21 protein-coding genes are annotated in these 26107 nt (G+C 53.3%); 3 read left to right on the top strand and 18 right to left on the bottom strand.

Annotated features, from left to right (window positions below; genetic code table 11):
* Window positions 1–4 precede the first annotated feature (4 nt).
* The 12 genes from prfA to MKZ24_RS06835 all read right to left on the bottom strand — a co-directional run bounded on the left by prfA (window position 5) and on the right by MKZ24_RS06835 (window position 14351).
* Window positions 5–1072 carry a peptide chain release factor 1 gene (gene prfA / locus MKZ24_RS06890; protein ID WP_039309100.1) on the bottom strand — a complete coding sequence of 356 codons (1068 nt, stop codon included), beginning with the start codon at window positions 1070–1072 and terminating at the stop codon, window positions 5–7.
* A 785-nt stretch (window positions 1073–1857) separates the two neighbouring features.
* Window positions 1858–2958 carry a redox-regulated ATPase YchF gene (gene ychF / locus MKZ24_RS06885; protein WP_340781802.1) on the bottom strand — a complete coding sequence of 367 codons (1101 nt, stop codon included), beginning with the start codon at window positions 2956–2958 and terminating at the stop codon, window positions 1858–1860.
* 414 nt (window positions 2959–3372) lie between these two features.
* Entirely contained in the window at window positions 3373–3843 is a 471-nt protein-coding gene (locus tag MKZ24_RS06880; RefSeq protein WP_231637739.1) for a GNAT family N-acetyltransferase, read from the bottom strand.
* 44 nt (window positions 3844–3887) lie between these two features.
* Window positions 3888–5027: a type 2 isopentenyl-diphosphate Delta-isomerase gene (fni, locus tag MKZ24_RS06875; RefSeq protein ID WP_340781801.1), complete on the bottom strand. Its 1140-nt coding sequence runs from the start codon at window positions 5025–5027 to the stop codon at window positions 3888–3890.
* 139 nt (window positions 5028–5166) lie between these two features.
* Entirely contained in the window at window positions 5167–6642 is a 1476-nt protein-coding gene (locus MKZ24_RS06870; protein ID WP_042240325.1) for a phytoene desaturase family protein, read from the bottom strand.
* Entirely contained in the window at window positions 6639–7796 is a 1158-nt protein-coding gene (locus tag MKZ24_RS06865; protein WP_340781800.1) for a glycosyltransferase, read from the bottom strand. Before MKZ24_RS06865 ends, MKZ24_RS06870 begins: the two co-directional genes overlap by 4 nt.
* Window positions 7793–8533, bottom strand: coding sequence for a lysophospholipid acyltransferase family protein (locus MKZ24_RS06860; protein WP_340781799.1), 741 nt, complete (start codon window positions 8531–8533; stop codon window positions 7793–7795). Before MKZ24_RS06860 ends, MKZ24_RS06865 begins: the two co-directional genes overlap by 4 nt.
* Window positions 8502–9287 carry a carotenoid biosynthesis protein gene (locus tag MKZ24_RS06855; protein WP_042240337.1) on the bottom strand — a complete coding sequence of 262 codons (786 nt, stop codon included), beginning with the start codon at window positions 9285–9287 and terminating at the stop codon, window positions 8502–8504. Before MKZ24_RS06855 ends, MKZ24_RS06860 begins: the two co-directional genes overlap by 32 nt.
* A 2-nt stretch (window positions 9288–9289) precedes the next feature.
* On the bottom strand, window positions 9290–10147 hold the full coding sequence (locus tag MKZ24_RS06850) for a phytoene/squalene synthase family protein (protein WP_042240338.1): 858 nt from the start codon (window positions 10145–10147) through the stop codon (window positions 9290–9292).
* Window positions 10140–11660: a phytoene desaturase family protein gene (locus tag MKZ24_RS06845; RefSeq protein WP_340781798.1), complete on the bottom strand. Its 1521-nt coding sequence runs from the start codon at window positions 11658–11660 to the stop codon at window positions 10140–10142. The genes MKZ24_RS06850 and MKZ24_RS06845 overlap by 8 nt, the downstream gene beginning before the upstream one ends.
* A complete protein-coding gene (locus MKZ24_RS06840; RefSeq protein ID WP_340781797.1) occupies window positions 11657–13213 on the bottom strand; it encodes a phytoene desaturase family protein in 1557 nt (518 codons plus the stop codon). Before MKZ24_RS06840 ends, MKZ24_RS06845 begins: the two co-directional genes overlap by 4 nt.
* A gap of 208 nt (window positions 13214–13421) precedes the next feature.
* Window positions 13422–14351, bottom strand: coding sequence for a MerR family transcriptional regulator (locus tag MKZ24_RS06835; protein WP_231637740.1), 930 nt, complete (start codon window positions 14349–14351; stop codon window positions 13422–13424).
* 282 nt (window positions 14352–14633) lie between these two features.
* On the opposite strand from MKZ24_RS06835, the gene MKZ24_RS06830 reads away from it, so the two are divergent.
* Entirely contained in the window at window positions 14634–16175 is a 1542-nt protein-coding gene (locus MKZ24_RS06830) for a phospholipase D family protein (protein ID WP_445324150.1), read from the top strand.
* Between the two features lie 70 nt (window positions 16176–16245).
* Here the strand turns inward: MKZ24_RS06830 and cls are convergent, their stop codons facing one another.
* Both cls and MKZ24_RS06820 read right to left on the bottom strand, forming a co-directional pair.
* A complete protein-coding gene (gene cls, locus MKZ24_RS06825; protein ID WP_042240349.1) occupies window positions 16246–17754 on the bottom strand; it encodes a cardiolipin synthase in 1509 nt (502 codons plus the stop codon).
* A 204-nt stretch (window positions 17755–17958) separates the two neighbouring features.
* A complete protein-coding gene (locus tag MKZ24_RS06820; RefSeq protein ID WP_042240353.1) occupies window positions 17959–18654 on the bottom strand; it encodes a TorD/DmsD family molecular chaperone in 696 nt (231 codons plus the stop codon).
* A 384-nt stretch (window positions 18655–19038) separates the two neighbouring features.
* Here MKZ24_RS06820 and moaA point away from each other — a divergent pair, with 384 nt between their 5' ends.
* Window positions 19039–20040, top strand: coding sequence for a GTP 3',8-cyclase MoaA (moaA, locus tag MKZ24_RS06815; protein WP_340781795.1), 1002 nt, complete (start codon window positions 19039–19041; stop codon window positions 20038–20040).
* Window positions 20041–20145: 105 nt separating this feature from the next.
* Here moaA and MKZ24_RS06810 read toward each other — a convergent pair whose 3' ends face one another.
* From MKZ24_RS06810 to MKZ24_RS06795, 4 genes are all read right to left on the bottom strand, one after another.
* Window positions 20146–21468 (bottom strand): helix-turn-helix domain-containing protein, encoded by a 1323-nt coding sequence (locus tag MKZ24_RS06810; RefSeq protein ID WP_052416772.1) that lies wholly within the window; start codon window positions 21466–21468, stop codon window positions 20146–20148.
* An 85-nt stretch (window positions 21469–21553) separates the two neighbouring features.
* Window positions 21554–21733, bottom strand: a complete 180-nt coding sequence (locus MKZ24_RS06805; RefSeq protein WP_042240357.1) for an aspartyl-phosphate phosphatase Spo0E family protein — start codon at window positions 21731–21733, stop codon at window positions 21554–21556.
* 287 nt (window positions 21734–22020) lie between these two features.
* Entirely contained in the window at window positions 22021–23412 is a 1392-nt protein-coding gene (locus MKZ24_RS06800; protein WP_197073003.1) for a helix-turn-helix transcriptional regulator, read from the bottom strand.
* A 176-nt stretch (window positions 23413–23588) separates the two neighbouring features.
* Window positions 23589–24200 carry a LysE/ArgO family amino acid transporter gene (locus MKZ24_RS06795; protein WP_042243688.1) on the bottom strand — a complete coding sequence of 204 codons (612 nt, stop codon included), beginning with the start codon at window positions 24198–24200 and terminating at the stop codon, window positions 23589–23591.
* A 331-nt stretch (window positions 24201–24531) separates the two neighbouring features.
* Between MKZ24_RS06795 and MKZ24_RS06790 the strand changes: the two genes are divergently transcribed.
* Window positions 24532–26019 (top strand): aminotransferase-like domain-containing protein, encoded by a 1488-nt coding sequence (locus MKZ24_RS06790; RefSeq protein WP_445324186.1) that lies wholly within the window; start codon window positions 24532–24534, stop codon window positions 26017–26019.
* Window positions 26020–26107: the final 88 nt, after the last annotated feature.

Below are 26107 nucleotides of genomic sequence, written 5' to 3'. Positions count from 1 at the left end.
AGCATTATTCTCCTTTTTCCATCAATTCCGCTTGTTCCGCAATAGACAGTGCCGAGATGATCTCGGTGATATCCCCGTTCATGACCTGCTCCAGACGGTGCAGGGTAAGGCCGATCCGGTGATCCGTTACACGGCTCTGCGGGAAGTTGTAGGTACGGATACGCTCACTGCGGTCCCCGGTTCCTACTTTGCTCTTCCGTTCCCCGGAGTACTTGGCTTCTTCTTCCTGACGCTTCAGATCCGAGATACGGGCACGCAGTACTTGCAGCGCCTTCTCCTTATTGGAGTTCTGGGACTTGCCGTCCTGACAGGTAGCTACGATACCGGTAGGTACATGGGTTACACGCACCGCAGACTTGGTCGTATTAACGGACTGTCCGCCCGCGCCGCTGGAACAGAAGGTATCGACACGGATGTCCTTATCATGAATTTCAATTTCGAATTCTTCCGCTTCCGGCATAACCGCAACGGTAGAAGTTGAAGTATGAATACGTCCGCCGGATTCGGTTGTAGGAATACGCTGCACACGATGCGCACCGCTTTCGAACTTCATTTTGCTGTAAGCGCCGCGGCCGTTGATCAGGAAGATAACTTCCTTGAATCCGCCGAGATCGTTCGTGTTAACATCCATCAGCTCTACGCGCCAGCCCTGGGTATCGGCATAACGGGTATACATCCGGTACAGGTCAGAGGCAAACAGTGCTGCTTCATCCCCGCCGGCTGCGCCGCGGATTTCCACGATTACATTCTTATCATCATTAGGGTCTTTGGGGAGCAGGAGCAGACGGATCTTCTCCTCCAGAACCACCTGGCGCGAGGACAGGTCGTCGATCTCCATCTTGACCATTTCCTTCATTTCATCATCAAGCTTCTCAGCCTGCATCATCTTGGCGGCTTCGAGCTCTTCCATTACATTTTTATATTCGCTATACGCCTCAAAGGCGGGCTGTAAGTCGGATTGTTCTTTGGAATAGTCCCTCAGTTTCTTACTGTCGTTTGCAACATCCGGGTCACAAAGCAGTTCACTGAGTTTCTCATAGCGGTCCGCCAGGGATTGCAATCGGTCCAACAAGGGAATTCACCTCTCCTGATTCAAATTCTTCGGTTATACATACTTAACATTGTCGATACAACAAAAATAGATATACGACTTTATATTATACCACCACTCCAGCCAATTGGCTACAGTACAAAGCGCCGGAATCAGGAAATCTTTTGAATCCTGAGCTGCGCCCACCTTATGATGTAAAAGCTGCAGCCAAGTTATGCATCAGGCGCGTGTCCTAATTACAAAATAAGCCGGTACTGAATAAATATCTGATGCCGCTCCCGGCCTCATTCCCATGAATAGTAGTAGTTGTATAGATTGGCTGTCATATGGCGATTATACGGCGGTCATAGGAGGAGGAGCCACTCTGCATGAATAGTTGGAAAAACGTATCTTAATTTCGATGTTTTGCAGCGTTAAGGGGAATGAATTGGATAAACGTCATTAAATTTCAGGCGTTTCCTCGAAAGTGATCTGTTTGCTGAATATTAAGTGCCGTTTTTCTAACTACTTCCTGACAAGGGTCCCTCTGTTCATGAGCAAGTGGAGATTATCCAACTGCTTTTCCGCCGCAGGCGGCAGGCGGTAGTGACAGACCAGACGGTAGACCAGACCGCAGACACTCGCGTCTGCCACTGACCCAGCCGAACCCTTGTTCATCGTACCCGGCTTCTGAAGCCGCCTTTTCGGGTTTTCCACAAATAGGAGCTGACCCTTATCCTTATCCTTATCCTCATTCAAAAAGAAACCATTCAGCAAGTAAACAACTCTACTTCTGAAGGGTTCCTCTGTCCTAAATTATAAATGGTCTATACGTTGAAGCGGAAATGCATAACGTCGCCGTCCTGCACCAGGTATTCCTTGCCTTCCAGACGCAGCTGGCCGCGTTCTTTGGCACCGTTCATCGAGCCTGCTGCTACCAGATCCGTATATGCTACAACTTCAGCCCGGATAAATCCGCGTTCGAAGTCCGTATGAATAACTCCGGCCGCTCCAGGGGCTTTGGTGCCTTTGCGGATAGTCCACGCACGGACTTCCTGCACGCCCGCTGTGAAATAGGTGTAGAGGCCGAGCAGTCTGTATGCCGCTTTGATCAGGCGGTTAAGCCCCGATTCCTGCAGACCCAGCTCTTCCAGGAACATCGCCTTGTCTTCGCCTTCCAGCTCGGCAATCTCAGCTTCCACTTTGGCACTAATCGGCACTACTTCAGCATTCTCAGCCGCTGCGAATTCGCGTACCTGCTTAACATACGGGTTCTCTTCAGCAGTCGCCACTTCATCCTCGCCCACGTTCGCCGCATACAGCACCGGCTTCAGGGTCAGCAGGTGAAGATCGCGCACGATCAGACGCTCGTCATCGGATAATTCCAGGCTGCGTGCAGGCTGATCCAGATAAAGAGCTTCCTTAACGCGCTCGAGTACTTCTACTTCCTGAGCGAATTTCTTATCGCCGCCCTTGATAATTTTGCGGGAACGCTCGATCTTCTTCTCGACGCTTTCGAGGTCGGCCAGAATCAGCTCCAGGTTGATCGTCTGGATGTCGCTGATCGGATTCACCTTGCCGTCCACATGCGTTACGTTCTCATCGACGAAGCAGCGTACCACATGAACAATAGCATCCACTTCCCGGATATGAGCCAGGAACTTGTTGCCCAGACCTTCGCCCTTGCTCGCACCGCGCACGAGTCCGGCAATATCTACGAATTCAAAAGCGGTAGGAACCGTCTTGTTCGGCTGCACCAGCTCGACCAGCTTATCCAGACGTTCGTCCGGTACTTCCACGACACCCACGTTCGGGTCAATGGTGCAGAAAGGATAGTTGGCGGATTCCGCCCCCGCTTGTGTTATAGCATTAAATAATGTCGATTTCCCAACATTGGGAAGTCCAACGATTCCAGCTTTCAAAGCCATTTATATGACAACTCCTATTTTCGGTTGAATTGATCACCGCATGAAATACCGACTGATCTAAACCATTATATATTAGAACAAAACCTCCAGCAACAGCGGATGTCAAGGGGATGTGTCTAATCTCCATACAGTGAAGCTTTAGCCCGAATAATTATCCCGTTACTTTCCAGGAACCCGGAGCCTATCCGTTCAGTATGAAGAAACGGCTTCGTCGTCCTCTGAAAGAGGCTGCATCCGTTTCTCCAAAATAGAAGGATAATTGATAGCGTGAAGCATAAAAATTCTTATATTTCAAAAAAGCCCCCTCGCGGAGTCTCCATATACGATAATAGCGGACTCTCCATTTCAAAGCAGAATCCGCCTGTCTGCTGTCTGTCTGACTAGACTGAAGAACTGCAGCTAATTGTCCTGCACCTACAGCGTTTTGGACATCGTAATATCCGTAACCAGGAAGCCCATTTTCTTATACAGCTCAAAAGCACGGTCATTCTGGCCAAAGACATGCAGTCCGATCTTGGTCACATTCATCTTGCGGGCTTCTTCATCTAATGCCGCCAGTGACTGCTTACCATACCCTTTGCTCTGGAAAGGTTCGAAAATATAAAAGTCATAGATGAACGCCTCCCGGACTCCCCGGTTCTCGTTCACATTAAACCAGATGTACCCGGCTTGGGTCTCAGTCTCAGTCTCTACTATTGAATAGAGGTAAGCTCCCTCTGTGTAGAGTCCTTTGGGCAGGAAACGTGTCATTTCTTCCTGGGATAATTTCATGGCGGTCTCCGCATCCCAGGCTCCAGCCTTAATTTTGTCCTCTGCGTAGTCACGGGTGGATTGTCTTAAGAAAAATTGAAAAGTCGATTCGTCCATTTGGACCAGTTTAATCATTGTTTTTTAGCCCTTCCTTTAATTCCATATTCATCGGCTTGCTTCTAACGCCGGATAAGACGCGGGGTACCGCGCAGGGAAGCAAGATCCGGCGCGCCGATGCCGAACATGACCGTGCGCAGCTCCAGTTCAACCTGTGCCAGCGCCTGGTCCAGCGCCTCCTCGGAGCTGACGGCCGGACCAAGCAGATTCCGCCCGAAGCCGGCCAAGTCGGCCCCAAGCGCCAGCGCCTTGGCGGCATCCACACCGTGCTTCAGCCCGCCGCTGCCGATCAGCGCGCCGTGCGCAGAGACCGCGCGCACTTCGGTAATACATTCCGCCGTGGGAATCCCCCAGTCCGCGAAGGCCTCCGCAGCCGCGCGCCGTACCGGGTCCGTACTGCGGAACTTCTCCACCTGACTCCAGGATGTGCCACCCGCACCTGCAACGTCGATAAAGGCAGCACCAGCATTATACAGCAGGGCTGCGGTTTCTCCGTCAATGCCCCAGCCTACCTCTTTGACACCTACCGGTATCTCAAGGTTACGGCATAACGCCTCTATCCGCTTCAGCAGGGAAGCGAACCCTGTGTCTCCCTCCGGCTGGAATACCTCCTGCAGCCCGTTCAGATGCAGAACCAGCCAGTCTGCCCCGGCAATCTCTACCGCGCGGCGGCACTCTTCTACACCGAAGCCGTAGGAGAGCTGCACCGCACCGACATTGGCTATAACCGGAATTGTGGGAGCCTTATCGCGCACATGAAAAGAAGCCGCCAGCTCTGCACGCTCTACAGCGGCGCGGACAGAACCCACGCCGAGGGCCCAGCCCCTGCGCTCGGCTGCTTCGGCGAGCCGGGCGTTAATGTGCCCGGTCGCCTCGCTCCCCCCGGTCATGGAGCTGATCAGCAGCGGTGTCCGCAGCTCCCGGCCGAGAAATTCCGTACCGAGCCTGATCTCCTCAAAGTCCAGCTCCGGCAGTGCGTTATGGCGGAACCTGTACTGCTCGAAGCCGGTTGTAATTCCGCTGCCGGCAACGTCTTCATTCAGGCAGAGTCGCACATGTTCAATCTTGCGCTCCCCGGTTCTGGAGTCAGGCAGCAGAGATTTATGTCCCTCAGTGCCTGCTGCCCGCGATGCTGACCCGTACTCTGTGCCCGGCTGCTGCTCCGGACTTCGCGGCACACCGTCCTGCGGCATATGATTCATGCTGTCTTCCTCCGTTCTACCCTGTATTCATATATGTCCGGTAGCGTGAGACGCTACTTATAGGCTTCTTAAGCACAAGTACATTTCATTATAGCACAACACCGCCCGGCAGTTGACACGGGCGGATTCCTTCTGTCTTTTATTGACGGCCGGCAATATACTCACCCACCAGCCTTCCGGACAAGGATACAACCGGCGTCCCTCCTCCGGGATGCGTAGTTCCGCCGACGTACCAGAGCCCCTTAACATCTCTGGAGCGGTTCCCCGGGCGGGAGAAGGTCTGCCGCGCTGAATTGGAGGATATCCCGTAAATGGCCCCCCGGTGGGCGAGAGTATCGTCAGCGATATCCCGGGGGGTATAACGCTGCAGGACATCCGCTTGGGATAACCCTGTAATTCCATGGCCCTCGAGCACGGACAGCACACGTTCCCCGTAATCAGCGGTTTCTTCATTCCATTCACAGGCAGCGCTCAGATACGGCGCATTGGCCAGTATAAAAAGATTGCTGCCGCCCGGCGGCGCCAGCTCAGGCTCGGAATAACCCGAGTGGCATACATAGACCGCAGGCTGCTGCGGAGGACGTTTATGCTCAAAGATATCCTTGAATTCCTGTTCATAATTCTCAGGAAAAAAAACCGTATGGTGCAGCAGGGTATCATATCTGCGCGGCACTCCCGCCAGTGTCACCAGCCCGGACAAGGACGGCTCGTAGGCTTCAATCTTGCGGTCTGTCATGCCCGGACGGTTCTCTTCGGGCAGCAGCATACGGTTGATGCTCAGCACATCACCGCCGGCTATAACAGTCTTGGCCGGATAGAACCCTTGAGCCGTATCCACACCTTCCACAGCGCCGGAAACTACCGAAATCCCCGTAACCTCGGTGCCTGTAATCAGCTGTACGCCAAGTTCCCGGGCAAGTGTAGTTAAGCCTTTGACCAGCTCATAGGTCCCTCCCCTGACACCGTAGACCCCTTCCCTGATCTCCAGATGTCCAAGCATCGCAAATATCGAAGGCGCACGATACGGCGAGGAACCGACATATGTGGCATAACGTCCCAGCATAGCCAGGGTGTTCGGATGACTGAAATAACGGAGCAGCAGGGCGTGCAGATTTAGAAAAGGCCTGACGCGCAGCAGGTCCCGTACAAGAGACGGCGATAATTTGTCCCGCCAGGACAGCAGCAGCCTGTTCAGGAACTGCTGCCCGCTGAGCTCGTATAGACGCGAGGCCTCGGCCAGAAAGTCTGGATAACGCACAGCATCTTCAGGACTATAAGACGCAATTTGCTCCTGCATAGCCCCGATATTGCGGGAGAAATCAACGATTGAGCCGTCAGTAAATACATTGCGGGTTCGCGGCTCCAGTTCATACAGCTGGACATACTCCTCCATGCGGGTCCCGGCAAGCTCATACAACGAACGGAAGACATGCGGCATCGTAATGGTGCTCGGGCCACGGTCGAACATGTATCCTCCCGCTTCGACACGCTGCAGCTTGCCGCCCGGCTGCTGCTGCCGTTCCAGCACGGTTACTTCCCAGCCTTTGACGGCTAGTGTTACCGCACAGGACAGCCCTCCGAATCCGGCACCTATAATCACAGCCTTCGGTTTCATAAATAACGCCTACCTTTCCATTCGTAGCCCCCGCGGGACCGGCCTCCGCGCCAGGATGCCACGGCAATTAAGGACAAGCAGAGTATACCGGCCGGCAAAAGCAAACAGAACCAGACCGGCTGCCTGCCTGCCGCATCACTGGTCCGCTTGATGGCGATACCGGCCAGCACTGCAACAGCCGGCATAACTGCTGATGAAGGCTGCCCGGTCATGCAATAGTATAAGACTGCCGCAACCGGCAGCATATAGAGTGATAAATACATCGTAAGCACAGCCAGCAGAAGCACGGGGCTGCGGCCGATACCGGCAAAGATATTCTTGCGGTAGCCGTTCCACACTTCTCTGGCATTGTGATACATCCGCATTGAAGCATGACCGGTGATATCTGCGAGGGTCACCGGTTCTCCCGCCAGCTTCACCGCACGGGCCAGAGCCATATCATCGACCAGTTCACCACGGATCGATTCATGCCCGCCGCAGCGGGTATAAGTATCCCGGTGGATCAGGATGAAGCCCCCATGTGCCGCAACAAAACGCGGGTCTCTTGAACCGCGGACAAGCGGGACCGGCAGGTGGCAGATGATCGTGAAGACCATCAGGGGAACCACCAGCCGCTCCAGCCATGAGCCGGTAACCTGGCGGGGAAATCCTGTAACCATGCCGCCGGCTTGAGCTTCGGCCGCAGAGAGGGCCGCCTCCAGAGCCAGCGGCTGCAACCGGACATCCGCATCCAGAAACAGCAGCCAGTCACCCTCTGCCGCCTCCGCCAGTTGGGCACAGGCATGGGATTTGCCCAGCCAGCCTTCCGGCAGCTCCCGTCCTTGCAGAACACTTGCCCTGTCTCCAAGGATGGCAGCGGCAATCGCTCCTGTGCCGTCTGTCGAAGAATCATCCAGCACTCTTACTTCCACTTCCCTTCCGCTGGAGCTGCAAGCCAGTACAGAGGAAAGGCAGTCCGCAATATTATCCGCTTCATTCCGTGCGGGGATCAGCACGGACAGGCGCCGTACTGCTGATGCTGCCGGCACCCGATGTAATTCTGAATCCCCTTGGCCCGGCCCACCCCCCAGCTTAGGAAGCTGCGCTGCATTCCACACGGCAAACAGCAGCTGGAGCAGCAGCACAACCGATATGATCTGTAAGACCGTGATCATCGCTTCCTCCTGCCCGGCCTTAGCATGTCAAGCCATTCATTCGTGGATCTTCCTCTCTTCAGAAGCGGCCTGAATTCCTCCGGCATGTGACCTTTATGATTAAGAATCTGATTGCGGTGTGCCTCCAGTTGTTCACCGAGTGCAGCCTCCAGGCTGCGGGCAATGTCTGAGCGGTCCATGTCGGCCCAAGGCAGCAGCTGCGGGGTTCCGGCCAGTAGTGTCGCTTCCGGTTTGGTATGGCGGAACAGGCCATGATATAGCGTTACCGGCACTACCGCAGTCAGCGGACTGAGACGCAGAACAAGCGCTGCCCCCTCTCTCAGAATCAGCGGACGATGCTCCAGTGGCAGGATCTCACCTTCCGGATACATCCAGACGCTCTCTCCCGCCTGCAGCAACCCTGCTGTATAACGCAATGAAGCCCGCAAGTCTCCCGTACCGGCGGAGTTAATGGAATAGGCGCCAAGCTTCCGGAAGAAGGCATATTTGCGCAACTGCTCCTCTTCCATCATGAAGTAGTGCCTGCTTCCGGCCAGTTTCCCTGCCGCATGATAGGCGAGCAGACCATCCCACCAGGAACTGTGATTCATGAGATAGAGAATACCTCTACCTGCGGCTGCTGCAGGCTGCAACTCCCCGCATATTCCGATGGAATGGAAATGCCTGCGCAGCAGATAAAGTGAATTATAGCGGTAGAACAAGCGGTCAAAGCTTCCCGACTTGACGGCTTCCAGCATAACGCAAGCTCCCTTCCGCCAGAGCAATGCCTGCTCCGGCTATCACTGCACAGAACGGCAGACCCTCTGTAAGACTGATAAGACCGAACAGAATCAGAATCGCCTGATACAGACGGGTACCGCGGCGGGCCGTCAGGCAGGTAACCGGCACAGCCGGCAGCAGCATGGACAAGGCAGCGCCGGCAATCAGCCAGCCCCCGAAATTGCTCCAAGGCACATGATAGAAGCCGCCGCCGCCCTCCCAGTGCCAGAAGTTTCTGGCATGGGCAACGGGATCAAGCACCAGATCCAGAAGCACCGTCCAGAAGCCGACCTGAACGGCCCGCAGCAGCAGCAGGCGCAAGCCGCGCTGCCCGAAATCATAGCTGATAAGTACGGCATTACAGACGACAGCGATCCAGGCGAAGCCCAGCGTAACAGGCACGCCAAACAACAAAGGTCCGAGCACCGTAGAATAGTGATATTCGCCGAACAACCGGCCTGAATGAACGCCGACCCATTCGACAGCCATTCCTCCCATCCAGATCAGACCTGCAGCACGCCACATGGAAAGGTTACGGCGGCGTTCCACAGCTATGACTGACCAGTCAGACATGAAAGGCAAAGCCTGCCCGGAAGATAATACATGCGCAGCATATGCAGCATATAAGACTAGAAACAAACCATTGGAAAAGCTCAGACTTTCCGGAATCCCCAACCAGATCAGCAGCAGAGCGCCGACTCCATACCAGATCCAAAATAGGGTTCTGATCATGATTACACCACCACGGTTTCAATACCGGTATAGCGCACTACCGTACGCCGGAACAGCTTGAGCTTGGCTTCATCGCTGACAAAAGACCGCTTGTGGAATACGTCATAGCCGTCAGCCTCTACCGCATCAAGAATGGCGGCATAGAAGGCGGCAGCGAGTTCAATTGCCATACCGCTCTCCCAAGGATACGTATGCACATTCTCCAGGCCCTTTTCAAACCAGTGCAGTGCCTCCGCTCTGAGCTCCTGAAGCACAGCGATAAATGGCTCATTAACCTCTCCGGCTTCCAGCTCCTGCTGGCTGTAACCATGCCTCTCCATAACCTCAAGCGGCAGATATCTCCGGTCTCTCTGCAGGTCCTCGCCTACATCACGGATGATATTCACCAGTTGCATGCCAATGCCCAGAGATATCCCTGCGTCACGTGCCGCTTCATTCTGATCATCCCGCAGAACAGGCAGCAGCATTTCCCCTACGGTCCCCGCTACAAGATAGCAGTAACTCTTCAGCTGCTCCATCGTTTCGTACCGGGTGAAGGAGAGATCTCTGACCTGGCCCTCCATCTGCAGGTGAAAGGGCTCGTGCTGAAGCTGCGGGAAGCAGCTGAACAGCCAGCGCAGCGCCGGCCAGATGAAATGTCCGTCCGCTTCCTCCAGATCCCTGAAATGCGCCCTCAGTTCATCAATACTGTACGGCGAGCTGTCGGGCTCATCCACACTGTCATCAATAATCCGGCAGAAGGCATAAATAACATGCACTGCTTCACGTCTGGGACTTGGCAGATAATTAAAAGCCTTATAAAAGGAAGTAGACCCTTTCTTCATCAGTTCTTCACATTGCTGCAATATCCTTTCATTCATGACCGCTCATCTCCTTTATCAGCTCTTGAACTGCCAGCTTGGCTCCCTGCATCACAATCGGCACACCGCCGCCGGGATGGACGGATGCTCCTGCGGCATACAGGCCCTGGAGCGGATAAGGCTTCGGCTGGGGCCGGAATACACCGGATTGGCTTAACATCGGGGCAATACCGAAGCTTCCGCCTCCGTACATCCCTTCCTTACGGGCATCCGCCGGCGTTCTTAGCCTGCGCCAGACTATACTGGCGGTTAGCCCCGGGAATCCGCGCTTCTCGGCATCCCAGAGCACCTTGACGGCCAGTGCTTCGGCAATATCATTCCAATCTTTATCCGGTGCTGCCGGAACAGGGACAAGGAAATACAGCATACTTTCTCCGGGAGGAGCCGCACTGTCATCCAGCACTACCGGGTTGAACACATAATAAGAGGAATCCGCTGGGATCCGTCCGCGGTCAAACACCTCATGGAGACTGCTATCCAGACTATCCGGCAAGAAGAACTGGTGAACCTGAGACTGCGGCCAGCGCTTGGATACAGCTGCATAGATGAGCAGGCAGCCTGAGGAAGGTGTGAAGCTGCCGTGCCGGATCGGTTTATCAGTAGCGCCGCTTGTCTTATTTGTAGTTCCGGCTAGATTCTTGTCCCGCTTGAACAATCCGGATGGAAGCAGCTTCTCAATATGCGGGAAGTCACCGTTGTACAGCACGGCATCATAGGTTATCTGCCTGCCTTGAACGACGACCCCGCAGCATCTTCCGCCTTCTACCCTCAGGGAATCAACCTCTGTACTGGTATGAATCTGTACTCCGCGGCCCTCCAGCTCCCGGGCAATGATCTGCGGCAGGGTGCCATATCCCCCCTTCAGCATCCAGATGCCGAAGGCATGCTCCGCGTAGGGAAGCATCGTATAGATTCCCGGTGTGCGGAAGGGGGCTCCGCCGATATACAGGCTCTGCAGGGAGAAGGCATCCCTTAGCTCCTCATTCCTGAAATATTGCCCGACAGCAGAGCGCAGACTTCGGTACGCCCGCAGACGGACCATCAGCGACACATTGGCCGGGCTGAAAAATTCGCGCCCGTTCTTATAGCCTCTCTCCAGAAACGAAGCCCTGCCCTTTGGATACAAGTGTGACATATCTTCCATAAACCGCAGGAAGCCCTTTCCTTCTCCGGGATAAAGCCGGTCAATCTCCTCTGCCTGCTCTGCGGCCCCCGCGAATTTGGTCAGCACGCGCCCGCTCCTGAAGTGAACCCGGTAAAGCGGATCACAGCGCAGCAGCTCCAGACTTCCGCGCGGCAGCCCGCCTTCCTCCAGAATATCCAGAAGCATCTCCGGCAGCAGCACAATGGTAGGCCCGCGGTCAATCCGGTAGCCGTCCTGTTCTTCAAAGGCAACGCGCCCGCCCACCTGCTCTGCGCGCTCGTACATTACAACCTCATGCCCCTGCCGGGTAAGCAGCAGTGCTGCGGTCAGCCCGCCGATCCCGCTGCCCACAACGGCTACGCGGCTCATAGCGGAACCCCTGCGCCCGCACCGGGAGCGCCGGCTGGCACGGTGATGCTGCCCCGCTGGGCCTGGTCATGCTCCCGCAGCAGCCGCGCACTGATCTTGGCCGACTCGAAGATCGTCGGCAAGCCGCTGCCCGGATGGGTTCCGCCTCCGACCAGCCAGATGCCCCGCACCTCCTCGAAGGTGTTGTGCGGCCGCAAATGCATCATTTGCCCCAGATTATGGGCCAGATTAAAGGTTGCGCCATTGTATACATTCAGCTTGTTCTGCCAGTCCAGCGGAGAGAAGAATAAGCTCTCTTCCACCCGCCCGGTTATTCCCGCAAGCTGGGTAATCTGCTCCAGGCGCTCCATCATCCTGGCCTGGATCCCGGCACTCTCCTGCTGCCAGTTGATCTCTGCACTCAGATTAGGCACCGGCATCAGCACATAGAGTGAAGACTTGCCCGGAGGCGCCAGCGTCTTATCGATAACCGAAGGATTATGGACGTATATGGAGGGGTCTTCGGATAATACCCCAAGCTTAGTGATTTCTTCGACATTACGCCGGTAATCGGCGGAGAAATGAACCGAATGATGACCCAGCTCCACCTCTCCATCGACACCCAGATAGAGCATGGCTGTTGAACAGGAGTATCTTTTCCGGGCAACCTTGCGGGGGGTGTATTTCTTCAGAATGCCGGGCTCGAACAGCTGCGTCATCGCAGAGCCGAAGTCGGCCCCGATCACAACGTAATCCGCATCCACCCGCTCCCCGTTCTCCAGCAGCAATCCTGCCGCATGCCCGTTCTTGACCACTATGCGCTTCACTCCGCTGGAGGTGTGCACATGCCCGCCATATTCCTGAATCACCTCAGACATCGACTGAAGGACACGGTTAATTCCGCCTATCGGATGGTACAAGCCGTAACGGTGCTCCATATAGGACAGGATTGTGAACGTACCGGGACATTCCCAGGGCGACATCCCCAAATATTTGGCCTGAAAGGTAAACGAGAACCGCAGACGTTCATCATCAAAATACCGGGACAGCCGGTTGTATACGTTATCTGCGGCGTTCAGCTTAGGCAACGCGTGCAGTACATCTCTTTTCAAATAGTCACCCAGGGATTGAAACGGACGCTGCAGCAGGGGAATAACTCTCTCCAGCTTGTCGCCCTCATCGGCCATAAACCGGCGGTAGCCGCTCCCGTTGCCGGGAAACAGCCGCTCAATCTCTCCGGCAGTCTGCTCCTGATCCGTAGAAGGCGTAAATATGGTGTCTCCGAAATGCAGTGAATATAGCGGATCAAGCGGCTTCAAGGACACATAATCATGCACGGAACGTCCTGCCAGGGCGAACAGCTCCTCCAGCAGATGCGGCATCATCAAAAAGGTAGCCCCCCTGTCAAAACGGTAGCTGCCCAGCTTGAGCTCTCCCGATCTTCCGCCAACTGTATCCTGCTTCTCATAGAGATCCACTGCGTAGCCTTCGGCGGCCAGCAGCATAGCTGCAGCCAGTCCGCCCGGTCCAGCGCCTATTATTGCAACTTTCGCGGTACGTTTGGGTCCAGTCAAGCGCCTTCCTCCTTATACCTGTCTGTCTTGAGGCAGATAACTCTTTTCAAACATTATACAAAAACTATACAATCATGATACAAATATCATACATACTTTGCGGCGTCATGTAAATATCTGCAATCCGACTTCCAATAATTAGAGTGCGCAGCCTGTAAAAGCAAAAAAAACCGGCCGGCTCCCAAAGGGGACCGATCGGTTCTAATAGCTATATTCTATGCTTCATTCGGGCAAACTCCCGGTCAAACCAGGCTTGCCACTGCTCAGGGGGCTCATCCATCTTATAGGTCGCCCTGGTGGCCTCTGGACCGGCCGTTCCATATCCTTTGCCGCCGACAATAAATTGCAGCTCCGGGTGCATGCTGCCGAGCCGTCCAAGCAAATCTTCACAGTACGGCACAAGCTCTTCATCCGTAACGGACAAGCAGACCACCCCGATCCGGCCTTGCTTCTCCAGCATATCCATAACACCTTCCTCCGGCGTATTGGCCCCCAGATAAATGACCTCAACCCCGTTCTTACGCAGGAAAAGCGAGAACAGCAGCAGCCCTATCTGATGATGTTCTCCCGCGGGACAAAAGGCGAGCACCTTCGGCAAATGCGCATAAACGGGGAATACATGAAAGAACTGGGACAGCCGGTTAGAGATCATATGCGTCATATAATGCTCCTGGGCTACCGTTGCCGTTCCTTCTTCCCAGGCGTCGCCAACCTTGACCAGCACCGGCACAAGCACCTGATATACCATAGTCTCATAGCCGTACAGTGAGAACCCGAAATCAATTAATGCATCCGCCCGCTCGCCCTGGATTTCATGCAAGGCTGTATAGATCTGCTGCTTCATTTTGTCAATAGCATCTCTGGGATCGCCGCCCGCCGCGTTCAAACGTTCATCCAGATGTTTCTGCTTACGCATCTTCAGCATCCGCACGGCATGGGAAATACTGATGCCCTGCTTGTCCGTCTGTTCCTTCAACCAGCGAAGGTCCGCGATATTCTCCTGGCTGTACAGCCTGTAGCCCGATTCGGTACGTTCCGGAACAACAGCCTGGTACCTGTTCTCCCACGCCCGCAGAGTGACAGAAGGAATATCGAGCATTTCGACGACCTGTTTGATGGAATACACGATGTATCTCACGCTCTTTTCCTATTTACACTGAATACTTCTGAAGATTCAAACCTTATACAAATTATTTACACTCATTATACATTTGCTTCTGCTGTATGTCATTAGAACTTGTATAACCCGGCTTTACAGGAACGATACGGTATAAATCCGGCGACTTTAGCAAAAATAAATCTTTCAGATGATTTTGCAGTCAACTGCTTCACTTCTCCTCAGCGGGCGTTAATAGGTAGTTACAATGCCGGCGCCAAGACCTACGGACTCTGGCTCCGCAGCACCCAGGAGGATCATCCCATGAATCAAGGCAGCCGCTCCATTACGCCCGAACAGTCGCAGCTAATTATAGCTTCCGGTGCGATTACGTCACCCCGCAAGCGCAAACCGCAGTTTATGCTGCGCCGCTCCAAGATACTGATTGCCTTCATCCTTCTTTTGGTATGGCTTGCCGGGGTAATGATCTACCAGACCCATAAACCGCTGCCCCCCGGGATTTCCGTGGAGAGTCCTGCGTATAAGGTGGAGAATGTGGCCTTCTGGCACGACTTGACCTATCAGGACAGCAACGGGGCCGAAGCAAGGGAAGAACAGATTCTCCCGAGAATTCTGCAGATTATTGGAGAAGCCAGAGAATTCCTCGTAATCGACCTGTTCCTGTTCAATGACTATACCCACACCGACCAGCAGTTCCCTGCAGTCAGCCAGGAGCTTACTGATAAGCTTATCGCCCAGAAAGCGGCCTATCCCGGGATGGAGATCGCCTTCATTACCGATGAGGTGAATACGAATTACAGCTCTGCGCCCAATCATCTGCTGGAAGAGATGAAAGCCGCCGGAATCAAGGTTATTATGACGGATGTGGATACGCTGCGTGACTCGACCCCGGCCTACTCCGCTGTATGGCGGACCTTCATTCAGTGGTTCGGACAATCCGGCAAGGGCTGGATTCCGAATCTTATGGCCAGCGGAGGACCCGATATTACCGCGCGTTCGTATCTGAAGCTACTCAATGTCAAAGCCAATCACCGTAAAGTGGTGCTCAGTGAGAACACCGCGCTGATCTCTTCGGGGAATGTGCATGACGCCAGCGCCTATCACTCTAACATTGCCTTGGAGGTGCAGGGTCCCATTCTGGCTGACATTCTGCAGAGTGAGCAGGCTGCCGCGAACCTCTCGGGAGCGGGCCCTTTGCTGAGCAGGACACCGGACTTCAAACAGCAAGCCCTCCCCGCCGGGGAGCCGCAGCTCGAGGTCCGCTATTTGACCGAAGGCAAGGTGTACAAGTACGCTCTGGATGATATCCAAGCAGCAGGGCAGGGGGATGTCATCTGGATGGGTATGTTCTATCTGGCGGACGACGGAATTATTGATGCCCTGCTGGCAGCTGATGCACGCGGCGCAGAAGTAAGGCTGCTGCTGGATCCCAATCAGAATGCCTTCGGACGGGACAAGATCGGTATCCCGAACCGCCCGGTTGCGATGGAGCTGAACCGGAAGTCTAAAGGGAATATCGCAATCCGCTGGTACAATACGGGCAAGGAGCAGTATCACAGCAAGCTGTTGTTCATCGCCAAGGCGACCGGCAACTCCATCGTTCTGGGCGGATCAACGAATTTCACGGCCCGTAATCTGGATGACTATAATCTGGAGAATAACCTTTGGGTATCCGTGCCGCAGGGGCAGCCGCTATATGCTGAAATGGAGAGCTACTTCAACCGTTTGTGGAATAACGAGGGAGCCGAGTACAGCCTGCCGCTGGAGGAATATCAGAGTGAGATTACGTGGATTAAGTATCTCCTCTACCGGATGCAGACCCGCCTCGGGCTCACTACCTTCTGATGATGCCAGACAAAAGACCGCCGGAGAGAGCAGCAGCTCCCTCCGGCGGTCTTTTTAGCTATTCTCCTGGCTACAGCAGCGGAGACATCAGGCGGGCTGCCGATTCCAGCAGCCGCTCCACCAGCCTTTTATCCATGAAGGTCTCATGGACAATCTGCCGTGTGGACAGCAGGTCACGCTCGAAGTCTGCGACAATGCGCGAGACACTCTCGGTCTGCAGCAGCAGCGCATTCACCTCGAAGTTCAAGTGGAAGCTGCGCATATCCATGTTGGCTGTGCCGATGGTAGCAATCTCCCCATCCGCAATCAGCAGCTTCGAGTGGATGAAGCCCTTCTCATATTCATAGATCTTCACCCCGGATTCCAGCAGTGCCGGGAAGTAGGAATGCGAAGCCAGGAACGGAATCCACTTATCCGGCTTGGCCGGGAACAGCAGACGGACATCCAGACCCGACATCGCCGCCACACGCAGCGCGGTCAGAATATCCTCATCGGGGATGAAGTAGGGGCTGGCGATCCAGACCGACTTTTCGGCCGAGGCAATCATGGAGAAGAAGATATTCTTGAGTGCACGCCGCTCATTATCCGGTCCGCTGGCAATAATCTGGACCGCTCCGTCACCGGTCGTGAAGCGCAGCTGCGGGGAGAGATAATCCTGCTCCAATATTTTCTCACCGGTGGTGTGCATCCAGTCCTGCAGGAAGATAATCTGCATCGTCCGCACCGCTTCACCTCTCAGCAGCATATGCGTATCCCGCCAAAAGCCGTAAGTCTTGCTGCGGCTCAAATATTCATCGCCAACATTAAGTCCGCCCATGAATCCGACATCGCCATCGATGACGACAATTTTGCGGTGATTCCGGTAGTTCACCCGGCTGGAGAAAAAGGAGGTCGAGTTGCCATAGGCAGCTACCTGAACGCCGGCGTCACTGAGCTCCTTAAGGAAGGCCTTGGATAGCTGAATGCTTCCGACAGCATCATACATAAACCGGACAGCTACGCCCGCCCGGGCTTTCTCGATCAGAATCTGCTGTATGCGTGTCCCAATATGATCCGCCCGGAAAATATAGTATTCCATATGGATATGGTGCTGGGCCTGACGCAGCTCGAGCAGCAGGGTCCCGAAGGTTTCTTCACCGTTGGTCAGGATACGCGTCTCCGAACTGAAGGAAATCGGCGTACGCCCCAGTCTCTGCGACAATCCCAGCAGCTTCTGGCGTCCTGGACTGAACACCGACCAATCCTGGTGCATGCGCAGCGCGTCATTCTCAATCCGTTCATAGGCCATCAGGTCGCGCTGGGCCTTCTTATCATATTTGCGCCGTTTGAACACATTCTGTCCGAACAGAAAATAGAAAACAAGTCCAAGCACCGGAATTAAGGCCAGCAGCAGAATCCAGGACATTGTGGTAGAAGGGTTACGGTTCTCCATGAAGATACCCAGCCCGATAGAGATAACCGTCAATGTGGAAAAAATACTGATGATCGTTCCGGCCGTACTTCCAAAAATACCAAACCCAAAGTAATAAAAAGCCAGCATAGCCCCTATGATGACTAAAGCCTGCAGTCCTCTTCTCATATGCAACCTACCTTCTCGTTCTACCATTCATCACTAAACTGACACATTTATATATTACATGAAGACACCGTTTCTTCCTACTGGAATCCTATACGAAACTTGAATTGCAACAATACTGTAACCTCTTGGCAGGAAGCTGAACCTGTAGCAACAACAAATAAGGCGCCCTTCCACTTCGGAAGGACGCCTTAATTATTCAGCTGTTTAGACCATTTCCGCCGCGCTGCTCTCCAGCGAAGCCTTCCAGGCGCGCAGCATATGCAGATCCTGCGGCAGGAATTCCTCCAGCATGTGGCTGAGTCCAAGATATAGCGGGCTGTCAGTCGCTGCGTTCAGCCGTTCACAGAACTGCGGTGTCCATTTCAGCAGATGATCTTCAAGGAAGTTCTCCTGGATCTCCAGAAGCTCCATTGCACTGCGGATGGAGAAGCTGTTGTACAGCATCCGTTCATGCAGGACTGCCATGAATTCCAGTTCAATGGCGATATGGTCGTCAGCTTCCCCGCTGCATTTCTTGAACACAATTCCTGCCGAAGCATATACATCGGAAAGTACGTTACAGAATTCTTCTTCACGGCCTAACTGGGCAGCTTCCCGGGCCACAAGGGTACTGGCAGCACGCTCATTCATCAGCCGCTTATATTCGAGCTTCTCTTGCTCACAGATGGCCGGCAGCATTGCTGGCTCCTGGCTGCACAGGTAACGCTTCAGTTCACGTCCGCCTTCGGTCATCTCTGCAGCGATGCTCATCTCACGGTTGCGGCTCCACTGGGCGACCAGTGAGAGCGATGGTTTTCTTCCGTAGAAATCAACCAGAAGCTGATATATTAATCCCCGACTCTCCAGCCAGCGGCTAAAAACCTCCGGCACGACAAGTGATGGAACTGTAGGTATAGTCATTTTGCAAATCCTCCCTATTGGTTTGCCGGACGCCGGGGCTTCCTGGAGGTCGCCGCCTGAACCTTCCGGTATCATAGCTGTGTTCTTCGCAAAAGTGAAAGGTTATAAAGTTTGAATCTTCCGCACCTAAATTATATCGAAATTGTTAAGCGCTTTCGGTGAGCATTCTATGACCATTCCTTGAAATTGTCGTACTTTTGTCAAAATTAGGCTGCGCCTTTCATCTTCCGTCACATATTATTTAGGTTGTCCGTTTCTTATGCTGTATGCATTCCCTCCTCTTCCATAATTGCGAATTGGGCCAGCTGAAGCGTTAGACATTGACGCAGAGGAATGAAGTCTTTAAAATTTAAAATAAAACTGAACAGGTGAAGGAGTAGTGCCATGGAGCCGCTGACCGATCCTTTTGGACGGATACATGATTACATCCGCATTTCGGTTACAGACCGCTGCAACCTGCGCTGTATTTATTGTATGCCTGCGGAAGGAATGCAATTCCAGCCGCAGGACGAGATTATGAGTTATGAGGAAATTACCGCTGTAGTGGAAGCAATTGCGCCGCTGGGCCTGCGGAAGGTCCGGCTGACCGGCGGAGAACCGCTGGTCCGTAGGGATCTGGAGAAGCTGGTATCCATGATCTCCGCTATACCCGGTATTGAAGATATATCGTTGACTACGAATGGTCTGATGCTTCCCGCCAAAGCCGCTGCCCTGAAGCAGGCAGGCTTGTCACGGGTGAACATCAGCCTGGACTCCCTCCGCCAGGAGCGGTTCTCCATGATCACCCGCGGCGGCGATGTCGCCAAAGTGCTGAAGGGGATTGAAGCCGCCGAAGCGGCCGGCCTGTCACCGATCAAGCTGAATGTTGTGCTGATGAAAGGCATTAATGATGATGAGATCAAGGATTTCATCGCCCTGACGCTGAACAGCCCGCTGAATGTACGGTTCATCGAATATATGCCAATTGGCAGTGCAAGCGATGCCTGGCGGCAGACCTATCTCCCGCTCGAAACGGTAGTAGAAGCCTGCAATGAAGCAGGCTGGACTACCGAGGAGGCCGATATGCCTTCCGGAAATGGCCCCTCCCAGAACCGGCGTGTCACCGGGGCGAAAGGAACCTTCGGACTGATTCATCCGGTAAGCGAGCACTTCTGCGATAACTGCAACCGGCTGCGCCTCACCGCCGACGGCAACATCAAAGCCTGCCTTTACTGGGAGGATGAATATAATGTGCGGTCACTGATAAGTGATACAGCTGCGGTGCAGGCTCTTGTCCGCCAGGCGCTCGGCAACAAGCCGCATAATCACGAAATGGCGCTGGCCCTAGAGCGTAAAGCGCAGAGCCATACGCCTACCGCACGCCGCATGTCACAGATCGGCGGCTAACCGCAGGCGGGCATTACCGGTTGAACAAATAAACGGCTGAGATTCCCTGGAGGGGCTCTCAGCCGTTTTGCATGAATATACAAAGGGAATGCCATTCCTGAATCCTCAGCCGAGTTTAGTGATATCCGAAATCGATATCTCAAAATCCACGGATATAGTTCCCCGGATCACATTACGTTCACAGTCTATTTTGGCGGACAGGTCCACGCCCTGCATGATTACGTCACCGCCTTTATAACGTCTGCGGGCCAGATAATAGTTCGCCAGCTCGCGGCGGAACTGGGCATGGCTGTCTTTCAGCATCAATATATTGCGTTCACCAAAGACGCTGGAATAATTGCGGTAAGGGATATAATTGGCGAATCTGTGCAGGATATGATCCACATCCCAATTATAACGGTTGGCCGATTCAATAATTTTGAATAGTGCCGTAAAGATCTCATTTTCCCGGGTAGAAATGTATTCCACGTACTCATCCAGCACTTCGATTTGTCCGTCCATCAAGCGGTAGAGATAGGTATTAGCCGTTCCCCATTCCTGGTATTGGGCGATTATCCGCCTTGCTTCCTCAGTGTCTTCCCGTATCCAGCTTCCATCCATATATAAGGGTATAATCTCCAGCGCAGATTTATATTCCCCGTACTGCTCTAATACATAGGCACGAAGTAGCTGGGCGTATAAAATATATGCATACAACGGTCTTTTATGTTCTTGTCCATTATTTGGCATACGGCCTGATATTCTATGCAGCTCGTACAGATGAGAAGCAATCCTGAGCATTTCCTCCGCCAGCTCACCCACCTTCTGCCACTTATGAAGTGAGGCATACGTATCGGCCAGCTGTTTCAACGCATCCAGCTGATTGACCTCATCCAACCTGCCCACATAGCCCTCACACAAGGTAGCTGCTATCAAATTATTGTGCGGATCGTCTCCCAGATTAATCAGAAACAACCGATATTGGCAGAGCGCCAGACGCTCGGAATGCTGGTATTTCTCGCTGGCGCCCACATTTTCATAGATTAATGAGGCTGCTTGCCAGTTCTTTTGCTCGAATAACTCCTCGGCCACTTCAAAGAGCAGCGGTACATAGAGCAGATTATCAAGCAAATTCTGTATAATCCGCTCAATACAGTCCAGACGTGACAGCGCCGCACATTGCAGCAGGAATGGCCGCAGGCGCCGCCAGGTTGGTGCCGAATCATACAGACATTCATCTACATACTTACTGTAAAAGTAGTCCTCGGGAAGCCCCATCCCGCGTGTAACACGGATCAGATGATTCATCGCCAAAGCCTGCTGACCCTTCATCACCCGGCTGAGTGTACCGGAATGTATCCCGCTGATGATAGCAAACTGATTAATGGACAGGTTATGCTTGAAGAGATACGCTGCTATTTCGTCCCGGATTTTGACTGTATGCTCCACAGTATTTATCACCCTTTTCACACGCTTATCCATAGAATGTTAGATCTAACTTATCTGTTGTTTCAATTCATCTCTTAAGTTACTGCTAAGCAGGCGGCCTTTTCTTCATCCGGTAGGTATGATCATAAGAATTAAGTAGCTCATCCAGCACTACAGATTGCCGTAGTACCTCAGGATGACATAAACCGCCATATTGGACTTGCAACTTATGAAGCTTGCTTCTAGCTCTCTCAATACGAATTCTGACACTTGCCGGACTATACATGGAAATCCCGCCTCCTTATGAAATATTATAGATTTTTATGTAAAAATACAAAATATTGGACTGATTGCATTATCTGTAAAAGTTAATATATTAACAAAGCTCTGGCGAAATTGGAATTGTCCATAAAAAAGACGTCCCTGCATTAGCAGAAGACGCCGAAGACGATACTGTATAACTGCAGACGCTGATTCTAGGCGCCCGTGCCATGTCCCATTGTTTGAATCAGTTGTTGTTGTACAGGTTCGCCAACTATCTGTGCTTCAGGAATAGCAATCAGTACAACAATACTACATGAGGCTAGCAATAATAGGAGTTTTCTTTTCATTTGCATCCCGCACCTCTCTGATTAGGATTTTGTATTGCCTCTGCTCATCTTCTCCAGCAATATGCCTGTTCTGCTCGAATAGATCAACACATTTGAAGATCATGCTCTCATTCTTAAGTTTAGAAGATGATTCTAAACCTTTTAGGATATATCCAATGCCTTCACTTCGCTTATTTCGCAGATAATAGACTCCCAGTTCAACAAGAAATCTGGCATGTTGGTCAGCCTTAATCTGCTGATTGTACATTCCGAACTCATTGAGATGTATCCTATAGGGCATGTAATCAGAGAAACGTTCTAAAATAGAATCTACATTCCAGTTATACAGATTTGCAGATTTTACGATATAAAATAAAGCTGTGAAGATCTCCCCTTGTTGCGAGGAAATATAGTTAACATATTCAGCTAACACCTCTAGCTGCCCAGCCAGTAAGCGGTACAAATAAGTATTAGCCTTGCCCCATTCCTGGAATTGCGCTACAGTCCTCTTCGCCTCCTCACTTTCTTCATGTATCCAATTTACGTCCGAATATAAAGGTACAAGTTCAAGAGCCATTTTGTAGTCTCCATATTCCTCGTATACATTTGAACGCATTAGATGGGCATACAATATATAAAAGCAAAAAGGTCTTTCTCCGCTCTTCACCGTCTCTTTATGTTTCGAGCGACAATAAAGATCATATTGAATTGTAGCAATCCGTAGTAATTCAAGAGCAAGCTCATTTACTTTATTCCATAATTGCATTGTATAGTAGACATGCATCAAATCTTTCAGCGCATCCAGCTGATCCGCCTCATTCAGGCGCGGGAAGTAGCTCTCAAACAGAGTAGCAGCCCGCAGGTTCGTGCTCTGATCATCTCCAAGTGCAATCTGGAACAGGCGGTATTGGCACATAGCCAGCCGTTCGGAGTACTGATATTTCTCGCTGGCGCTTACATTCTCGTAGAGCAGTGCCGCCCCCGGCCAATGCCCCTGCTGAAACAATCCTTCCGCTACTTCAAACAACATGGGAACATAGGTCAGATTATCAAGCAGATTATGCACCAGCAGCTCGATACAGTCCATGCGCCCAAGCTCTGCACACTTTACAATAAAAGGCCGAAGCCGCCGCCAGGTCGGTGCCGAATGATAGAAGCATTCATCTACATATAAACTGTAAAAGTAGTCCTCGCATACCCCCATCCCTGCAGTAATTAACTCAAGATGGCTCATGGCAATCGGCTGATGACCATTAATAATCCGGCTTAATGTCCCGGAATTAATGCCGGATCTTATGGCAAAATGATTGATGGACAGCTCATGCTTTGATAAATAGTCCACTAGCTGATCTCGAATCGTGGCTGCAGGCTCCAAGGAAACACCACCTTTCCAAATCCCATAATTTAGAATTTTATGTTTATATCTGTATAGTAGGCGATTATAATCCAATGGTCAATAGACTAGATTCAGATAAATTATGAATGTGTGAAGTTTTCGAAACAGTTTGGCAATCTGGTTGCCAAATCGGGCTCTGCAGGGCTAAATTGGCGTTAAAAGCTCCTCCACAGCTGTATTCCCATGTAGGCGGCGATCGCCCAGATCAATAATGCTGAAGCGGCATTCAGCCTCTTAATCACTTTACCGGAGGCATCCATCCTGCCGAGCAGGCGGCCCGCAGCGGCAAGACCCAGGAACCAGATCCAGGAGACGGCTACCGTAGCCGCCGCGAAAGCCCAGCGCACCATACCGTCATACTGCAGCGAGCTCGTACCGATGACGCCCACCGTATCCAGCAGCGCATGCGGATTCAAGAGGGAAACGGACAGTGCATACAGCATCTGACCCTTCGGAGAGAGGCGCCCCGACTCTTCCTGCGCCGGAGCAGAGCGCCAGATTCTCCAGCCCATGAAGCAGAGAAACAGGATTCCCGCACTATAGATAAGGGGTGTGACCCAGTGCAGCGATAGAATGACCAGAGAAATACCGCCTACTGCTGCGGTTATAAGCAGCGTATCGCATGCCGCTGCCGTCAGAACTACAGGCAGCACACTGCGGAATCTCGCGTGCTGTGCCCCTTGATTGAATACGAATATATTCTGCACGCCCAGCGGCAGAATAAGCCCGAACGCCAGAATGATTCCATGTACAATGGCTTCCGTCACAACTTCTTCCTCCTTCAAATAAACTGTGATGCTGCCGGATGGACAAGCCTCCACAGCTTCTTGCTTCTTCCCGGTTAACGCATTCTGATCGTACTCTGGTGCAGAGGCTGCCGTAACCATCCAAGTTGTCCGTCTCATACCCAGCCAAGCTTAATAGACGACTATGAACCATGGTACACTCAAGAAAAGAAACCACAAAAGAGGAGCCGGTCCCTTGACACATCAGCATCCGCCAGATCATCCAGAGGTAAGCGCTGCCGGTCCTTCCGGTCATCCTGAAGCTCCCGCACCTGCCGCTCTTGAAAAGGAGCCGGACGGCTCACTCTCTGTCCTGCAAGGCACATGGAAGCCGGACCCGGCTTCCCCGCTGCCGCTTCATAGTCAGATATCCGCCTACTTCCTCGCCAAGATCAGCAGCGGGGCCTGGCCTCCCGGCATGCGGCTGGCTCCGCAGCGTGAGCTCTGCCGCATGCTCGGTGTTAACCGCAGCACGGTGGTCACGGCGCTGGGCCAGCTGACAGCACTGGGCCTGATTGAGGGCAGACGCGGCGGAGGTACCGTAGTAGTAGCGGATGCACGTTCCGGCATCCGGCCCGCCGGTGAATCCAACATGGTCACAGCTCCGGCAGAACCGGAGCGCCGGGGCAACTGGAATGATTATGTGGAGGAGGGGATTCACTATCCCAACCTGCCTACCGTACAGGATATCAACCGGCTCGAATATGAGCCGGGTCTGATCCGCCTCGGAACCGGCGAGCCTGCGCCGGAGCTGTTGCCCGGCGCAGCGATGAACCGGGTGCTGGCCGGACTCTCGCAGCGGATTCTTCCACCGCTCTCTTATGAGGAACCGCTCGGCAATCCGGCGCTGCGGGCTGCGGTCAGCCGGATGCTGGCCCGAAGCGGCATTGCAGCCGACCCCGCCTCCATTCTTATCACCTCCGGGGCACTTCAGGGACTCCAGCTTATTGCTCTAGGCCTTCTGCCGCGCGGCTCATCGGTCCTGCTGGAGAAGCCTTCCTATCTGTATTCGATTCATGCCTTTCAGTCTGCCGGCGTGAAATTCAGCGGGCTGCCCATGGACGGACGCGGCCTGATCCCGGAGTATCTTACAGCTGAGGCTGTCCGCAGCAAGGCGGCGATGCTCTACAGTATCCCTTCCTTTCATAACCCTACCGGGATTCTGATGGATGCCGGGCGGCGCCGGGAGCTTATGCAGGTCACAGGCAGCCTTGGGCTGCCTATTCTCGAGGATGGCGCCTATCAGGAGCTGTGGCTAGATGCACCGCCTCCACTGCCGCTGAAGGCGCTGGACCGTGAGGGAAGGGTGCTGCATCTGGGTACCCTGTCCAAAGCAGCCAGCCCCGGCCTGCGCATCGGCTGGATTGTCGGCCCGGAGCCGGTAGTCCGGCGGCTGGCCGACATCAAAATGCAGAGCGATTACGGCGCAAGCTCCCTGTCACAGCTGGCTGCCGCCAGTTGGCTTGAGGACGGCTATCATGAGGAGCATCTGCAGGTGCTGCGCGGCAGACTCCGGGAGCGCCGTGATCTTGTACTGGAGCTGCTGCAGCTTCATTGCGCCGGACTGGCAACCTGGAATGTACCGGCAGGCGGATTCTACATCTGGCTGTCCCTCCTGCATCCTGTGCCTCCGCGCAAGCTGTTCACTGCAGCCCTGCGCGCCGGATTGCTGCTGAATACAGGCGATCTGTACGACCGTAGTGACCGCGGGCATCTCCGACTGTCTTACGCTTATGCTTCTCCGGCAGAATTGGAACGCGGAATCGCCCTGCTGGCAGATCTACTTAGGGAAGCTCCATGAATCACACGAATAGCGGATAACAAATAGCGCATGACAAATGACAATAATAAATATTTGTCATTTGTCATGCGCTATGTTATGCTTCTTG

This window comes from Paenibacillus sp. FSL R7-0297, assembly GCF_038009025.1.
In the GTDB taxonomy this organism is placed as follows: domain Bacteria; phylum Bacillota; class Bacilli; order Paenibacillales; family Paenibacillaceae; genus Paenibacillus_AQ.
This window is presented reverse-complemented; position numbering and strand designations above follow the sequence as displayed.